The organism is Citrobacter braakii (assembly GCF_002075345.1).
GTDB classification, from domain to species: Bacteria; Pseudomonadota; Gammaproteobacteria; order Enterobacterales; family Enterobacteriaceae; genus Citrobacter; species Citrobacter braakii.
In genome coordinates, this window is record NZ_NAEW01000004.1 from 363,913 (window position 1) to 378,906 (window position 14,994).

General features: G+C 52.8%; 15 protein-coding genes. 4 read left to right on the plus strand and 11 right to left on the minus strand.

The features are described from left to right. Positions 1-714, minus strand: coding sequence for a bifunctional protein-disulfide isomerase/oxidoreductase DsbC (gene dsbC, locus BZK42_RS11570; RefSeq protein ID WP_047357820.1), 714 nt, complete (start codon positions 712-714; stop codon positions 1-3). Positions 715-737: 23 nt separating this feature from the next. Continuing rightward, a complete protein-coding gene (xerD, locus tag BZK42_RS11575; RefSeq protein ID WP_016154346.1) occupies positions 738-1,634 on the minus strand; it encodes a site-specific tyrosine recombinase XerD in 897 nt (298 codons plus the stop codon). Between the two features lie 113 nt (positions 1,635-1,747). Between xerD and fldB the strand changes: the two genes are divergently transcribed. Beyond that, the gene (gene fldB / locus BZK42_RS11580; protein ID WP_016154347.1) at positions 1,748-2,269 is read left to right on the plus strand and encodes a flavodoxin FldB; all 522 of its coding nucleotides are present in this window, start codon (positions 1,748-1,750) and stop codon (positions 2,267-2,269) included. 100 nt (positions 2,270-2,369) lie between these two features. Here fldB and BZK42_RS11585 read toward each other — a convergent pair whose 3' ends face one another. Together BZK42_RS11585 and sdhE are read right to left on the minus strand one after the other, a co-directional pair. Then, positions 2,370-2,777 (minus strand): protein YgfX, encoded by a 408-nt coding sequence (locus tag BZK42_RS11585; RefSeq protein ID WP_047357821.1) that lies wholly within the window; start codon positions 2,775-2,777, stop codon positions 2,370-2,372. Next, positions 2,758-3,024, minus strand: a complete 267-nt coding sequence (sdhE, locus tag BZK42_RS11590) for an FAD assembly factor SdhE (protein ID WP_016154349.1) — start codon at positions 3,022-3,024, stop codon at positions 2,758-2,760. The genes BZK42_RS11585 and sdhE overlap by 20 nt, the downstream gene beginning before the upstream one ends. Before the next feature lie 257 nt (positions 3,025-3,281). On the opposite strand from sdhE, the gene ygfZ reads away from it, so the two are divergent. Further along, positions 3,282-4,262 (plus strand): tRNA-modifying protein YgfZ, encoded by a 981-nt coding sequence (gene ygfZ / locus BZK42_RS11600; RefSeq protein WP_047357823.1) that lies wholly within the window; start codon positions 3,282-3,284, stop codon positions 4,260-4,262. Between the two features lie 79 nt (positions 4,263-4,341). On the opposite strand, the gene trhA is transcribed toward ygfZ, so the two are convergent. Next, positions 4,342-5,001: a PAQR family membrane homeostasis protein TrhA gene (trhA, locus tag BZK42_RS11605; RefSeq protein ID WP_016154351.1), complete on the minus strand. Its 660-nt coding sequence runs from the start codon at positions 4,999-5,001 to the stop codon at positions 4,342-4,344. Between the two features lie 163 nt (positions 5,002-5,164). Further along, a complete protein-coding gene (yqfB, locus tag BZK42_RS11610) occupies positions 5,165-5,476 on the minus strand; it encodes a N(4)-acetylcytidine aminohydrolase (protein ID WP_016154352.1) in 312 nt (103 codons plus the stop codon). A 52-nt stretch (positions 5,477-5,528) separates the two neighbouring features. Between yqfB and BZK42_RS11615 the strand changes: the two genes are divergently transcribed. Together BZK42_RS11615 and bglA are read left to right on the plus strand one after the other, a co-directional pair. Next, the gene (locus BZK42_RS11615) at positions 5,529-6,257 is read left to right on the plus strand and encodes a MurR/RpiR family transcriptional regulator (RefSeq protein ID WP_003838265.1); all 729 of its coding nucleotides are present in this window, start codon (positions 5,529-5,531) and stop codon (positions 6,255-6,257) included. Between the two features lie 120 nt (positions 6,258-6,377). Continuing rightward, positions 6,378-7,811 (plus strand): 6-phospho-beta-glucosidase BglA, encoded by a 1,434-nt coding sequence (bglA, locus tag BZK42_RS11620; protein ID WP_080859192.1) that lies wholly within the window; start codon positions 6,378-6,380, stop codon positions 7,809-7,811. A gap of 94 nt (positions 7,812-7,905) precedes the next feature. Here bglA and BZK42_RS11625 read toward each other — a convergent pair whose 3' ends face one another. From BZK42_RS11625 to ubiI, 5 genes are all read right to left on the minus strand, one after another. Further along, positions 7,906-8,649 carry an SDR family oxidoreductase gene (locus tag BZK42_RS11625; RefSeq protein WP_016154354.1) on the minus strand — a complete coding sequence of 248 codons (744 nt, stop codon included), beginning with the start codon at positions 8,647-8,649 and terminating at the stop codon, positions 7,906-7,908. Between the two features lie 61 nt (positions 8,650-8,710). Continuing rightward, positions 8,711-11,584, minus strand: coding sequence for an aminomethyl-transferring glycine dehydrogenase (gcvP, locus tag BZK42_RS11630; RefSeq protein ID WP_080859193.1), 2,874 nt, complete (start codon positions 11,582-11,584; stop codon positions 8,711-8,713). A 176-nt stretch (positions 11,585-11,760) separates the two neighbouring features. Next, the gene (gene gcvH / locus BZK42_RS11635; protein WP_003026965.1) at positions 11,761-12,150 is read right to left on the minus strand and encodes a glycine cleavage system protein GcvH; all 390 of its coding nucleotides are present in this window, start codon (positions 12,148-12,150) and stop codon (positions 11,761-11,763) included. A 25-nt stretch (positions 12,151-12,175) separates the two neighbouring features. Beyond that, positions 12,176-13,270 carry a glycine cleavage system aminomethyltransferase GcvT gene (gene gcvT / locus BZK42_RS11640; RefSeq protein ID WP_080859194.1) on the minus strand — a complete coding sequence of 365 codons (1,095 nt, stop codon included), beginning with the start codon at positions 13,268-13,270 and terminating at the stop codon, positions 12,176-12,178. 452 nt (positions 13,271-13,722) lie between these two features. Further along, complete coding sequence (gene ubiI, locus BZK42_RS11645) at positions 13,723-14,925, minus strand: FAD-dependent 2-octaprenylphenol hydroxylase (RefSeq protein WP_016154357.1); 1,203 nt, start codon at positions 14,923-14,925, stop codon at positions 13,723-13,725. Positions 14,926-14,994 lie beyond the last annotated feature (69 nt).

A 14,994-nucleotide genomic window follows, 5' to 3' on the forward strand; every position in this document is an offset into this window, starting at 1 on the left:
TTATTTACCGCTGGTTTGTTTTGCATGTGCGTCGAGGAATTCTTTCATCTCTTTCGGGCCCTGATAGCCAGGCACTACATAGCCATTGCTCAGCACAATCGCCGGCGTACCGCTGACGCCGAACTGTACGCCCAGCGCGTAGTGGTTAGCGATGTCCACATTACAGGTCGCTGGCTTCACATCTTTGCCAGCCATGGCGTCGTCAAAGGCTTTGTTTTTGTCCTTCGCACACCAGATAGATTTCATATCCTGCTCGGCCTGGCTTTCCAGTCCCTGACGAGGGAAGGCCAGATAGCGTACGGTAATCCCTAACGCATTGTAGTCTTTCATCTCTTCATGCAGCTTGTGGCAGTAGCCACAGGTGATGTCGGTGAAAACGGTAATGACGTGTTTTTCCTGCGGCGCTTTGTAGACGATCATCTCGTTTTCCAGCGCGTTCAAATGCTTCATCAGCAGTTGGTTGGTGACGTTTACCGGGCTTGCACCGCTCACGTCATACATCGGTCCCTGAATAATATGTTTACCGTCTTCGGTAACGTACAACACGCCGCTATTGGTCAGTACAGTTTTCATGCCCGCAACCGGAGCAGACTGAATCTCGGTACTCTTAACACCCAGCTTCGCTAATGACTGGCGAATCGCCGCATCGTCTGCATGTACCATGCCGGAAAACGCCGTCGCCAGCAGGGTGAACATCATAAAACGTTTTTTCATAACCTATCCTTTCCTGTCAGCACTCACGCTCGCGGGTGATGCTGTTGATGTAGTTGCCGCAAGCGCTCCGTTGCGACATGAGTATAAATCTGCGTTGTCGAGAGGTCGCTATGCCCCAGTAGCATCTGCACCACGCGCAGATCAGCGCCATGGTTGAGCAGATGTGTGGCAAACGCATGCCGCAGAACGTGCGGGGACAGCTTTTCGCTGTCGATTCCAGCCAACACAGCATAGTGTTTGATACGATGCCAGAAGGTTTGACGAGTCATCTGTTGCGCCCGCTGGCTGGGAAACAGCACATCTATTGATACACCGTTGAGCAACCACGGACGCCCATGCTCCAGGTACGTTTCCAGCCAGTACACCGCCTCCTCACCTAACGGGACAAGGCGCTCTTTATTACCTTTACCGATCACCCGAACCACGCCCTGACGCAGGCTGACGTCACTCATCGTCAGCCCCACCAGTTCAGACACGCGCAGGCCTGTGGCATACAATACTTCCAGCATAGCTTTGTCGCGAAGTTCCAGCGGTTGTTCTATCAGCGGCGCCTGCAGAAGTCGTTCGACCTGTGCTTCGCTGAGATCTTTGGGCAGACGCTGCGGAAGTTTAGGTGATGCAAGCGAGGCGCTGGGGTCATCTTCGCGATATTTTTCACGGTACAGATGCTGAAAAAAACGCCGCATTGCACTGAGCAAGCGTGCGGAACTGGTGGCTTTATATCCCCCATCCATCCGCTCAGCCAACAATGCTTGCAGGTCATCACTCTGCGCGGTCGCAAGCGAGGCGCCGCGGTGATGTAGCCATTCAACAAGCATGGTCAGATCGCGACGATACGCACTTAGCGTGTTTTCCGCCAGATTTCGTTCCAGCCACAGGGCATCAAGAAACTGCTCGATGCGCGCCAGATCCTGTTCCACTCGCGCCCCTTATTTCACTCTCATTTTTGATGCATTATGCCTCATTGTGCCGAGAATTCGGCGATTCTGTTACACTACCCGCAACGCTACAGCAGAATTGAGATGTTTACGTCATGAACATGGGTCTTTTTTACGGTTCCAGCACCTGCTATACCGAAATGGCAGCAGAAAAAATCCGCGATATCCTGGGTCCCGAACTGGTGACACTGCACAACCTCAAAGATGATTCCCCGACCTTAATGGAGCAGTATGACGTGCTCATTTTAGGCATCCCAACCTGGGATTTCGGTGAAATCCAAGAGGACTGGGAAGCGGTCTGGGAGCAACTGGACGACCTCAACCTGGAAGGCAAAATTGTTGCGCTTTACGGTATGGGCGATCAGTTGGGATACGGTGAATGGTTCCTGGATGCGCTGGGTATGCTGCACGATAAACTGGTCACCAAAGGCGTAAAATTTGTTGGTTACTGGCCAACCGAAGGGTATGAATTTACCAGCGATAAGCCCGTCATTGCCGATGGACAGCTGTTTGTTGGCCTGGCACTGGATGAAACAAACCAGTACGATCTCAGCGATGAACGCATTCAGGCCTGGTGCGAGCAAATCCTTGGTGAAATGGCCGAACACTGGTCCTGATAACCATTTTGCCGGATGTAGGCGTAAACGCCATATCCGGCCTACATGCCGCACCGAACCGTAGACCTTAACGCTGCACGCCATCAGGCATTCATCAGCATTATCCCTGCCTCGCCTGTTGCAGTATTAACCGCCGCAAATCCCGCCACTCCGCGTCATCCATACTGTCTGCCGCCAGCCACAAATGCTGACGTTTTCCGGCATCGGAACGTAAACGCAGCATCATGCCTGTTTTGACCATCCAGGGTGCGCTAGCAATAGTCCACTCTTGCCCTTGCCAGCGCAGACGACCGTCCATCAACAGCCGAATCTCGCCCTGACAGGCATTGATTCGGCGCTGGCTACGGACGCTATCGAACACCACCAGAGAGAGCAGAACCAGCCATAATGGGGTGTAGCTCAATGGCCAGGGCATCAATAAAATAAATACCGCGACCAGCCCATGAATGAGCAACGAAAGCCATTGCGCGCGCCATGAAACGCGTAAATCAGATTGCCACTGGACCACGTTCCCGATTCCGTGTCTGGATAAGTCGCACCATCTGCTCTAGCTGAGCATCAGCCGGTTTCCCATGATTCATCAACCAGTTAAATAAGTCTGGATCATCACATTCTAGCAGACGGATAAAGATACGTTTTTCTTCATCACTTAAGCTGTCATATTCATGTTCGAAAAACGGCATGATCGAGATGTCCAGCTCACGCATACCGCGACGGCATGCCCAATGAATACGTGCTTTGTTGTTAATATCCATGTTCTTCTTCCTGTCTCGCGAAAACGAAGTATCCCGCTATTGTAACGTGTTTTTCCCTCATATTTACGGGAATATCAGCAAACGGAAGCGTGCTCGCTAAATAAAACCACATTAAGTCAAAGGATTCAGCATTTTTGGATGTCTCCTCGCAAAGCTTAATATATGGCACAAATAGCCTGTTTAAACCGCTTGCAATGGGCCATAGCTCTTTTACCATTAGTCATTATCACTGCGTTAAGCAAATCAGGACATTAATTATGGCTTTTATATCTTTTCCTCCTCGCCAGCCTTTCGCGTCAACGCGCTTGCCTCTGACGCTAATGACGCTCGATGAATGGGCGCTCGCCACCATCACCGGTGTCGACAGTGAGAAGTATATTCAGGGTCAGGTCACAGCGGATGTCAGCCAGATGACCGAGCATCAGCACGTGTTGGCAGCACATTGTGACGCCAAAGGTAAAATGTGGAGCAACCTGCGTCTGTTCCGCCAGGGTGACGGTTTTGCATGGATTGAGCGCCGTAGTCTGCGCGATGCGCAGCTCACCGAACTGAAAAAATATGCGGTCTTCTCGAAAGTGGCGATTGCCCCGGACGACGAGCGCGTACTGCTGGGCGTCGCGGGATTCCAGGCGCGCGCAGCGCTGGCCAATATCTTTAGCGAATTACCAAACAGCGATAAGCAGGTCATTACTGAAGGTTCTTCCACCATATTGTGGTTCGAACATCCCGCTGAGCGTTTCCTGCTGCTCGTTGATATTGCAACGGCGGAAACCCTGGTAGAGAAGCTGCGCGGTGAAGCGGAGTTAAATAACAGCCAACAGTGGCTGGCGCTGGATATCGAAGCAGGTATTCCGGTGATTGATACTGCCAACAGCGCACAGTTTATTCCGCAAGCCACCAATCTGCAGGCTCTGGGCGGGATCAGCTTTAAAAAAGGCTGCTATACCGGTCAGGAAATGGTTGCTCGCGCAAAATTCCGCGGAGCCAACAAACGTGCCATGTGGACGCTGGCAGGTGCGGCCAGTCGGGTACCGGCGGCAGGTGAAGACCTGGAGCTGAAAATGGGTGAGAACTGGCGTCGTACCGGCACCGTACTCGCCGCAGTGCAACTGGCGGATGGACAGGTACTGGTGCAGGTTGTGATGAATAACGACATGGAAGCCGACAGCGTGTTCCGCGTTCGTGACGACGCGAAAACGCTGCATATCGTACCGCTGCCGTATTCGCTGGAAGAGTAAATCGTCGGGTGGTGACTTTATCTTACCGGGTCGCGCGTTTTAAAGACCCGGTAAGCACAGCACCGCTGGGTAATGATAATTACGCCTGCCCCACGTACAGGTAGATCGCCAGGAAATGGCAAACGCTGCCACCCAGCACAAAGCCGTGCCAGATCGCGTGGTTGTATGGAATGCGCTTACAGACGTAGAAAATAACGCCCAGCGAATACACCACACCACCAACTGCCAGCAACGTCACACCACCCACCGCCAGCTTAACCGCCAGTTGATACACCACAATCAGCGATAGCCAGCCCATCGCCAGGTAGGTTACCAGCGACAGAACCTTAAACCGGTGCGCAATGGTCAATTTGAATAAAATACCGAGCAGCGCCAGGCTCCAGATAACAATCATCAGTCCACGTGCCAGCGGCGAATCCAGCCCCACCAGCAGAAATGGCGTGTAGGTCCCGGCAATCAGCAGATAAATCGCGCAGTGGTCGAACTTTTTCAGCCAGACTTTCGCTCTTTGATGGGGGATCGCGTGATATAAAGTTGAGGCAAGGAACAGCAGGATCATGCTGCCGCCATACAGGCTATAGCTGGTTATCGCCATGGCGCTGGCGTTGGTATCCACTGCCTGAACCAGCAACAATACCAGTCCGACAATCCCAAACACCAGCCCGATACCGTGACTGATGCTATTGGCTATTTCCTCTGCCAGCGAATATCCCTGCGCAATTAATGGCTTCTGAACCATATTTTACTCCCGAGAAACGAACACTATCGTGATTGCTCCTCTAGCGTAACTGAGAATGGTTCCAGTGAACACATGTTAGCTAAAATATTTGCCAACTAAATAATAATCAATAAAAATCATGACATTATATTTTAATATTCAGCTAACAGGCGTACCGTTAAAATCAAAGACATTTAAAATCAATCACATAAAATTGTGTTTGATCCGGGTAAATCTCGGCAATCACGTGTTTAAGTTCTTCTAGCGTCATGTTTTCCTGGCGAGCATGTTTCTCCGTCAGCGTATCCAGCGTGACGGTTGAGGTGCCAACAACCTCAATCGTGCAGAAGTACCCCTCATCTTCGAAGCGCCCAACCCGTAGAATGTCACCGGCTTTGAAGTGTGATTCGGACTCGTCACGAATCGTAATGGTTTTGCGTCCGGCCAGAATGTCATCCTGGAAACGCTGAAAAAAAGTGATGTCATTTGGCTGCATGTTATTATTCCCTGTAGATGAAGTCTGATGAGTGAGTTTTGCCATTGTGAGTATGTTCTCCCACGCTGCCATCGCCAGTCTCAACAATCTTGAGATGCTGGTCTACAACTATGTCATCAAAAACCGTGACAAAGTCATGTACATGACCATTCGCGAACTGGCTGATGCCGTGGGCGTTTCCACCACCACCGTACTGCGCTTTTGCCGCAAGCTTAAGTGTGAAGGTTACTCAGAATTTCGCGTACGCTTCAAATTATATTTAGAGCAGAATGAACCGCAACAGGCTAATTTCGGTGCCAGCGAAATTATCAGCTTCTTTAAAGGCGTCAATAACGACGAGTTCGACAAACTACTCGATCAGGCTGTTGATATTATATTATCTTCCGAGCGTATTATATTCGTCGGGGCGGGAACATCCGGAGCCCTGGCAAAATATGGCGCACGTTTTTTCTCAAACGTCGGAAAATTCAGTAACCACATCGATGACCCTTATTTCCCGGTAACTAATGATATGGCCAGAAACGCGCTGGCGATCGTGCTTTCCGTTTCTGGAGAAACCGAAGAGATCCTACGCTTTGCCAGCCAGTTCAGTCTGCATAACTGTAAGGTTCTGTCGGTCACCAGCCATGAACATTCGCGCCTCGCGAAACTTGCCGACTTTAATCTCTCCTGGCATGTTCCACAGACACGCATTGCCGGGGTATACGATATAACCACGCAGATCCCCGTTATTTATATTCTGGAATCACTCGGTCGCAAGCTGGCGAAAAGAATAGCGTAAAAAAACAATCTGTTTTTTTGATGTAACAAATCACATTAACGCTATTTTGTTATATCGTGACATTTATCTTTCCTTTGTTAGACTCAAAATCAGATTGTATTAATTTGAGACTGAGCGCAGATGAAAAAACTTACCTTACCAAACGATTTTTTATGGGGCGGCGCGGTTGCGGCGCATCAGGTTGAAGGCGGCTGGAATAAAGGTGGCAAAGGGCCCAGCATTTGCGACGTACTGACCGGGGGGGCACACGGCGTTCCGCGAGAAATCACTCAGGACGTCGTGCCAGGTAAGTACTACCCCAACCACGAAGCCGTCGATTTTTACGGTCATTACAAAGAAGACATTAAGCTGTTTGCCGAGATGGGCTTCAAATGCTTCCGTACGTCAATTGCCTGGACCCGTATCTTCCCCAAAGGGGACGAAACCCAACCAAACGAAGAAGGGCTAAAATTCTACGACGACATGTTTGATGAACTGCTGAAGTACAATATCGAACCGGTCATCACTCTTTCCCACTTCGAAATGCCTCTACACCTGGTTCAACAGTACGGTAGCTGGACCAATCGTAAAGTCGTCGATTTCTTTGTCCGTTTTGCTGAAGTGGTCTTTGAGCGCTACAAGCACAAGGTCAAATACTGGATGACCTTCAACGAAATCAACAACCAGCGTAACTGGCGTGCACCGCTGTTTGGCTATTGCTGCTCCGGCGTGGTGTATACCGAGCATGAAAACCCGGAAGAGACTATGTACCAGGTGCTGCACCACCAGTTTGTGGCCAGCGCTCTGGCGGTGAAAGCCGCACGTCGCATCAACCCTGAAATGAAAGTCGGCTGCATGCTGGCAATGGTCCCGCTATACCCGTACTCCTGTAAGCCTGAAGATGTGATGTTCGCGCAGGAATCGATGCGTGAACGCTATGTATTCACCGACGTTCAACTGCGCGGCTACTATCCATCTTATGTACTGAACGAGTGGGAGCGCCGCGAATTCAATATTCGAATGGAAGCTGGCGATGAACAAATCCTGCGTGAAGGTACCTGCGACTATCTCGGATTTAGCTACTACATGACCAACGCGGTAAAAGCGGAAGGTGGTAGCGGCGATGCAATTTCCGGTTTTGAGGGCAGCGTGCCGAACCCGCACGTCAAAGCATCCGACTGGGGCTGGCAGATTGATCCGGTCGGCCTGCGTTACGCCTTATGCGAACTGTACGAGCGTTATCAGAAGCCGTTGTTTATCGTTGAAAATGGATTTGGCGCTTACGACAAAGTGGAAGAAGACGGCAGCATCCACGACGACTACCGCATCGACTATCTGCGCGCCCACGTCGAAGAGATGATAAAAGCGGTAACGTATGACGGCGTAGATCTGATGGGCTACACGCCGTGGGGCTGCATCGACTGCGTCTCGTTCACCACCGGCCAGTACAGCAAACGCTACGGTTTTATCTACGTGAACAAACACGACGACGGCACCGGCGATATGTCGCGTTCGCGTAAGAAAAGTTTTGAGTGGTATAAAGCGGTGATTGCCAGCAACGGCGAGAATCTGTAATTTTTTGCCGGATGGCGCTGCGCTTATCCGGTTTACGGGAACTGAACCTGTAGACCAGAGCAGACATTTACGCCGCCATCCGGCAAGCAACGCATTACTTCCCGCCGGCCAGCTCCAAAAAACTGCCCGTGACGTAAGACGCCTTCTCACTCAGCAGCCAGGTTATCGCCTGCGCGACCTCTTCCGGCTGTCCGCCGCGCTGCATAGGCAACATGGATTTCACGCGATCCACCCTTCCCGGCTCACCGCCTGACGCATGCATTTCCGTGTAGATAAGACCGGGTCGCACGCAGTTCACGCGTATCCCCTGCGCCGCAACCTCCAACGCGAGGCCGGTGGTAAGCGTGTCCACCGCACCTTTTGAGGCTGCATAATCAACGTATTCGAACGGGGCGCCAAGCCGTGACGCCGCCGAAGAGACATTCACAATCGCCCCGCCCTGACCGCCGTGCTTAAACGACATACGCTTTACCGCTTCCCGACAACACAGAAAATAGCCGGTAACATTAGTCGCCAGGACGCGATTAATACGCTCAGCGGTTAGGCTTTCCACCGTGCTCTGTTCAAACAAAATCCCGGCATTGTTCACCAGAGCAGTCAGCGGCTCACCCTCGCGGTCAATGGACTCAAACATCGCCCCGACCTGGCTTTCATCGCTGATATCTGCCCGCAGAGCAAACGCCTTTCCTCCCGCAGCGGCGATATTGTTCACCACCTCCGTTGCCGCACGAATATTGTGATGAAAGTTAACGGCGACCGTGTAACCCTCTAGCGCTAACTGCAGCGCGGTTGCCCGGCCAATACCGCGACTGCCCCCCGTAACCAGTGCTATAGCCATCACTATTCTCCCCAAAAATAAAGGCGCCGAAGCGCCTTTAAAAGATAGCTGAATCAGTCGATTACTGATAATCGCTCAGCGGCACGCAGGAGCAGAACAGGTTACGGTCACCGTAAACGTCATCAAGGCGTTTCACGGTCGGCCAGTATTTGTTCGCTACGCCCGCCGGGAAGACGGCGATTTCGCGGCTGTAACCGTGATTCCACTCTGCGACCAGCTCATTTTGCGTGTGCGGGGAGTTAACCAGCGGGTTATCTGTAAGCGACCATTCACCGGCTTTCACGCGATCGATCTCTGCGCGGATTGCCAGCATCGCATTGATAAAGCGATCCAGTTCCACTTTGCTTTCCGATTCAGTCGGTTCCACCATCAGCGTACCCGCTACCGGGAACGACATGGTCGGCGCATGGAAACCGTAATCGATCAGACGCTTGGCAATATCCAGTTCGCTGATGCCGGTCTCTTCTTTCAGTGGGCGAATGTCGAGAATACATTCATGTGCCACGCGACCATCGCGACCGGTATACAGCACCGGATAGGCATCTTTCAGACGGCTGGCAATATAGTTAGCGTTAAGGATCGCCACCTGGCTTGCCTGCTTCAGACCTTCTGCGCCCATCATACGGATGTACATCCAGCTGATCGGCAGAATGGATGCGCTACCGAACGGTGCCGCAGAAACCGCGCCCTGACGGGTGAGCATCCCTTCAATCTGTACTACGCTATGACCCGGCACGAACGGCGCCAGATGCGATTTAACACCGATTGGTCCCATACCTGGGCCGCCGCCGCCGTGCGGAATGCAGAATGTTTTATGCAGGTTAAGGTGTGAGACATCGGCACCGATAAAGCCCGGTGTGGTGATCCCAACCTGAGCATTCATGTTCGCGCCATCAAGATAAACCTGGCCGCCAAACTGGTGCACAACGTCGCACACTTCACGGATCGTTTCTTCATACACGCCATGAGTAGAGGGATAGGTCACCATGATACAGGAGAGGTTTTCACCCGCCTGCGCCGCTTTTTCACGCAGATCGCCAAGATCGATGTTGCCGTTTTTATCACAGGCGACAACCACTACCTGCATACCCGCCATCTGTGCGGAGGCCGGGTTGGTACCGTGGGCAGAGGCCGGGATTAGACAGATATCGCGATGGCCTTCGTTACGGCTTTCGTGATAATGGCGAATCGCCAGCAGACCCGCATACTCGCCCTGCGCGCCGGAGTTCGGCTGCATGCAGACTGCGTCATAACCGGTCAGTTTTACCAGCCATTCGGAAAGCTGGCCGATCATCTGGTGATAACCTTCTGCCTGCTCTGGCGGGCAGAACGGATGCAGTTCAGCGAATTCCGGCCAAGTGATAGGGATCATCTCGGCGGCAGCGTTCAGCTTCATGGTGCAAGATCCCAGCGGGATCATTGCCTGGTTCAGGGCCAGATCTTTGCGCTCCAGCGAGTGCATGTAACGCATCATCTCGGTTTCGCTGTGATAGCGATTAAACACCGGATGGCTGAGGAGCGCATCATCACGCAGCATACTGTCCTGAATGGAACGGCTGTCGAGCGCCACGTCTTTGTCCAGCGTTTCGATGTTAAGACCGTGGCTGTCTCCCAGCAGAACATTGAACAACTGCACCACGTTTTCACGGGTGGTGGTTTCATCGAGCGTAATACCTACCGCGTTATGGATATCGCTACGCAGGTTGATTTCTGCCGCTTCAGCACGCGCCAGTACCGCAGCCTTATCGGCCACTTCAACACACAAAGTGTCAAAGTAGTGCGCATGACGCAGCTTCAATCCTTTCTGTTGCAGACCGGCTGCCAGAATATCGGTCAAACGATGGATACGATTAGCGATACGTTTCAGGCCAACCGGGCCATGATAAACGGCATACAGGCTGGCGATGTTGGCCAGCAGAACCTGCGAGGTACAAATGTTGGAGTTCGCTTTCTCGCGGCGGATATGCTGTTCGCGAGTCTGCATCGCCATGCGCAGGGCGGTATTACCCGCTGCATCTTTGGAGACGCCGATAATACGGCCTGGCATGGAGCGTTTGAATTCGTCTTTAGCGGCAAAGAATGCCGCGTGCGGGCCGCCGTAGCCCATCGGTACGCCGAAGCGTTGCGCAGAGCCGAAAACGATATCCGCGCCTTGTTTGCCCGGTGCAGTCAGCAGTACCAGCGCCATAAAGTCGGCAGCGACGCTGACCACTATTTTACGGGATTTCAGCTCAGTCATCAGGGCGCTGTAGTCGTGCACTTCACCGGTGGTGCCAACCTGCTGCAACAGCACGCCGAACACATCCTGATGATCCAATGCTTTTGCCGCGTCATCAACAATGACGTCAAAACCAAAAGTTTGCGCACGAGTACGCACTACGTCCAGCGTTTGCGGATGAACATCAGCCGCCACAAAGAAACGGTTGGCGTTTTTCAGTTTGCTGACGCGTTTGGCCATCGCCATGGCTTCAGCTGCAGCAGTAGCTTCATCCAGAAGAGAAGCGGAAGCCATGTCCAGGCCGGTCAGATCCAGCGTCACCTGCTGGAAGTTCAGCAGTGCTTCCAGACGGCCCTGGGAGACTTCCGGTTGATACGGGGTGTAGGCGGTGTACCAACCCGGGTTTTCCAGCATGTTACGCAGGATAACCGGTGGCAGCTGCACGGCGGTGTAGCCCATGCCAATGTAGGACGTGAAGCGCTTGTTACGCCCGGCGATGGCTTTTAATTCAGCCAGCGCAGCGTATTCGGTCGCCGCCTCGCCCACCTGTGGCGGGGTTGCGAGCTGAATGTCTTTCGGCACAATCTGGCCGATCAGCGCGTTTAACGACTCGGCGCCAACCGCATTCAGCATCTCTTGCTGCTGCGCGGCGTCCGGTCCGATGTGGCGTTCAATGAAAGCGCCGCTATTTTCAAGCTGGCTTAACGTCTGTGTCATGGGCGATGGTTCCTGAAACGTGCAGTGAATCGTAGGTGTCTCTACTTACCTGAATACGCAAAAAATTCGCGTTGCAGGAAGGCGGCGACGCAGCACATCCCCAGGAGCTTACATCAGTAAGTAACTGAGGTGTGCAAGAAAGCCAACACACCTGCAACGTGAAGAATGAAGCGTATTTATTCGTCTTCTAACAAAGCTTCATATGCAGTCGCATCCAGCAGCGATTCAATTTCGCTTTCATCGCTGGCTTTGATTTTGAAGATCCAGCCCCCTGCATACGGCTCGCTGTTGACCAGTTCCGGGGAGTCGCTGAGCGCGTCGTTAACCGCAACAATCTCACCGCCTACTGGCGCATAAATATCGGATGCCGCTTTTACGGATTCCGCAACGGCGCAGTCATCGCCCGCGCTGACGGTTGCGCCAACTTCGGGCAGGTCAACGAAAACCATGTCACCTAACAGCTCCTGAGCATGTTCGGTGATCCCAACGGTGTAAGAGCCGTCAGCTTCTTTGCGCAGCCATTCGTGTTCTTTGCTGTATTTCAGTTCTGCAGGTACGTTGCTCATCAATCAATCTCCAAAAAAGGATGAATTACGCGACGGCTTTGCCGTTACGCACAAAAACAGGTTTAGTCACTTTTACCGGCATTTCGCGGTTACGGATCTGTACGATCGCATTCTCACCAATACCCGCAGGGACACGCGCCAGCGCGATGCTGTAACCCAGGGTTGGGGAGAATGTCCCGCTGGTGATAATGCCTTCCTGCTGATTGCCGGAAGCATCAGTGAAACGCACCGGCAGTTCATTACGCAGTACGCCTTTCTCGGTCATCACCAGTCCAACCAACTGTTCGTGGCCTTTTTCACGCTGCATTTCCAGCGCTTCCCGACCGATAAAGTAGCGGTCAGTCGGTTCCCACGCGATGGTCCAGCCCATGTTGGCCGCCAGCGGAGAAATGGCTTCGTCCATCTCCTGACCGTACAGGTTCATGCCGGCTTCCAGACGCAGCGTGTCGCGCGCGCCAAGACCGCAAGGTTTGACACCTGCTTGTACCAGCGCACGCCAGAAGTCTGCCGCCTTTTCACTCGGCATAGCAATTTCATAGCCTGCTTCGCCGGTATAACCGGTGGTTGCGATAAACAAATCACCCGCCTGAACGCCGAAGAACGGCTTCATGCCTTCTACCGCCTGACGCTGCTCGTCAGTAAACAATGTGGCTGCTTTTTCCTGCGCGTTTGGACCCTGCACCGCAATCAGCGACAGATCGTCTCGAACGGTGATGTCGATGGCGTAAGGTTCAGCGTGTTGGGTAATCCAGGAGAGGTCTTTTTCGCGGGTGGCGGAGTTTACAACGAGGCGGAAGAAATCTTCAGTGAAGTAGTAGACAATCAGGTCATCTATCACGCCGCCCGAAGCGTTGAGCATACCGGAGTAGAGGGCTTTACCCGTCTTCGTTAGCTTCGCGACGTCGTTTGCCAGCAGATAACGCAAGAACTCCCGGGTGCGGCTACCGCGCAGGTCGACGATGGTCATATGTGACACATCAAACATTCCGGCATCGGTGCGAACAGCATGGTGTTCATCAAGCTGAGAACCGTAATGCAGTGGCATCATCCAGCCATGGAAATCTACCATGCGCGCGCCACATAGCGTGTGTTGTTCGTACAAAGGAGTCTGTTGAGCCATCTTTTCCTCGTTGAATAAGCGGGGCTACCAACTCTTTCGCGGTGAAATTTTCGCCACGAAACCCAGCACCGCAGCCGCTCCAGGGGCCACGACGCAAACGTTCTCTTTGTCCTGAACTTACCACCGAAACAGACGCTAAACCATAAGGCAAAATTAACCATCACATTAGCTTATGGCCAAAAACAGCAAAATCACCGACAGAACAAAAGTCCATCCATACGGCAAATAATCAGAATAAAAAATAAATACAAGCTGGAATTAACAGCACCAACCAACATTAAATGTGGAAAAATTGTCAAAAATGGCGTTATGAAAAAAACGTAATATTAAAAAAACTAATGCGAAAAAAGGCGTGGAATTAGATTATTTCAAATGAGAGAAGCACCCCGACGCGCAGGCCGGGAGTGGAAAGTGTGACGGGTCTCAAACTCTTAAGATTGTCCTTACGGACGCTAGCGTAACCACTCAGGAAGATCGTTCAGTCCCATCGCCTGGCGGATGAGCTGTGGTTTTACGCCTGGCAGGGTATCGGCCAGTTTCAGACCAATATCACGCAGCAGTTTTTTCGCCGGATTCTCGCCTGCAAACAGTTCACGAAAGCCCTGCATACCGGCCAGCATCATCGCTGCGCTGTGCTTACGGCTGCGCTCGTAGCGGCGCAAATAGAGATACTGACCAATATCTTTGCCCTGACGCTGGAGCCGCTTCAGCTCATCGATCAGCTCCGCCGCATCCATAAATCCAAGGTTAACCCCCTGACCCGCCAGCGGGTGGATGGTATGCGCCGCATCCCCCACCAGCGCCAGACGATGAGCAGCGAACTGACGGGCATAGCGTCCCGTCAGCGGAAACGCCTGACGCTCGCTTTCAAGGCTGCACAGCCCCAGGCGATTATCAAAAGCGATATTCAGCGCCTGATTAAACTCGTCAACGCTTGCCTGCTGCATGCGTTCTGCTTCTTGCGGCGAAAGCGACCAGACGATAGAGCACAGGTGCGGGTCACTGAGCGGCAGGAACGCCAGGATCCCCTCACCGTGAAACGCCTGCCGCGCAACCGCGCCGTGAGCTTCCTGCGTACGGATAGTCGCCACCAGCGCATGATGACGGTAATCCCAGAAAGTGAGCGGAATATCCGCTTTGTTGCGCAGCCAGGAGTTAGCGCCATCGGCGCCGACCACCAGGCGAGCTGTCAGCATTGCGCCATCTTTCAGGGACAGAAATGCCTCATTCTCACCCCAGGCTACCTGCTGTAACTCAGCGGGCGCCATCAGCGTAATATCCGCTGAACGCTGCGCTTTTTGCCAGAGTGCGTAATGGATCTCTGAGTTTTCAACGATGTGGCCTAAATGGCTGTAACCCATGCTCTGGTCATCAAACGCAATACGCCCAAAGCTGTCTTTGTCCCAGACTTCCATGCCGTGGTAGCAACAAGCGCGACGGGCAACAATGTCGGACCAGACGCCCAGTCGGCTAAGCAGTTTTTCACTGGCGGCATTAATGGCCGATACGCGAAGCTGAGGAGGTGCATCCGCCGCCAAAGGCTGCGGAACATGTTGTTCTAACACTGCAACGCGCAACCCGCTGCCCTGCAAGCCGCAGGCAACCGCCAGTCCCACCATGCCGCCACCAACAATTGCTACATCAACACTTTGCACTGTTTGCTCCTGAAAATAGGACAATCAAAAACCGTAGGCCGGATAAGGCAAAGCCGCCATCCGGCATTA

Coding starts and splice junctions, on each gene's coding strand:
- ygfZ (WP_047357823.1), top strand. CDS start 3,282: ATGGCTTTTATATCTTTTCCTCCTCGCCAGCCTTTCGCGTCAACGCGC.
- yqfB (WP_016154352.1), bottom strand. CDS start 5,476: ATGCAGCCAAATGACATCACTTTTTTTCAGCGTTTCCAGGATGACATT.
- trhA (WP_016154351.1), bottom strand. CDS start 5,001: ATGGTTCAGAAGCCATTAATTGCGCAGGGATATTCGCTGGCAGAGGAA.
- bglA (WP_080859192.1), top strand. CDS start 6,378: ATGAAAAAACTTACCTTACCAAACGATTTTTTATGGGGCGGCGCGGTT.
- BZK42_RS11625 (WP_016154354.1), bottom strand. CDS start 8,649: ATGGCTATAGCACTGGTTACGGGGGGCAGTCGCGGTATTGGCCGGGCA.
- gcvT (WP_080859194.1), bottom strand. CDS start 13,270: ATGGCTCAACAGACTCCTTTGTACGAACAACACACGCTATGTGGCGCG.
- fldB (WP_016154347.1), top strand. CDS start 1,748: ATGAACATGGGTCTTTTTTACGGTTCCAGCACCTGCTATACCGAAATG.
- sdhE (WP_016154349.1), bottom strand. CDS start 3,024: ATGGATATTAACAACAAAGCACGTATTCATTGGGCATGCCGTCGCGGT.
- gcvH (WP_003026965.1), bottom strand. CDS start 12,150: ATGAGCAACGTACCTGCAGAACTGAAATACAGCAAAGAACACGAATGG.
- gcvP (WP_080859193.1), bottom strand. CDS start 11,584: ATGACACAGACGTTAAGCCAGCTTGAAAATAGCGGCGCTTTCATTGAA.
- dsbC (WP_047357820.1), bottom strand. CDS start 714: ATGAAAAAACGTTTTATGATGTTCACCCTGCTGGCGACGGCGTTTTCC.
- BZK42_RS11615 (WP_003838265.1), top strand. CDS start 5,529: ATGTTCTCCCACGCTGCCATCGCCAGTCTCAACAATCTTGAGATGCTG.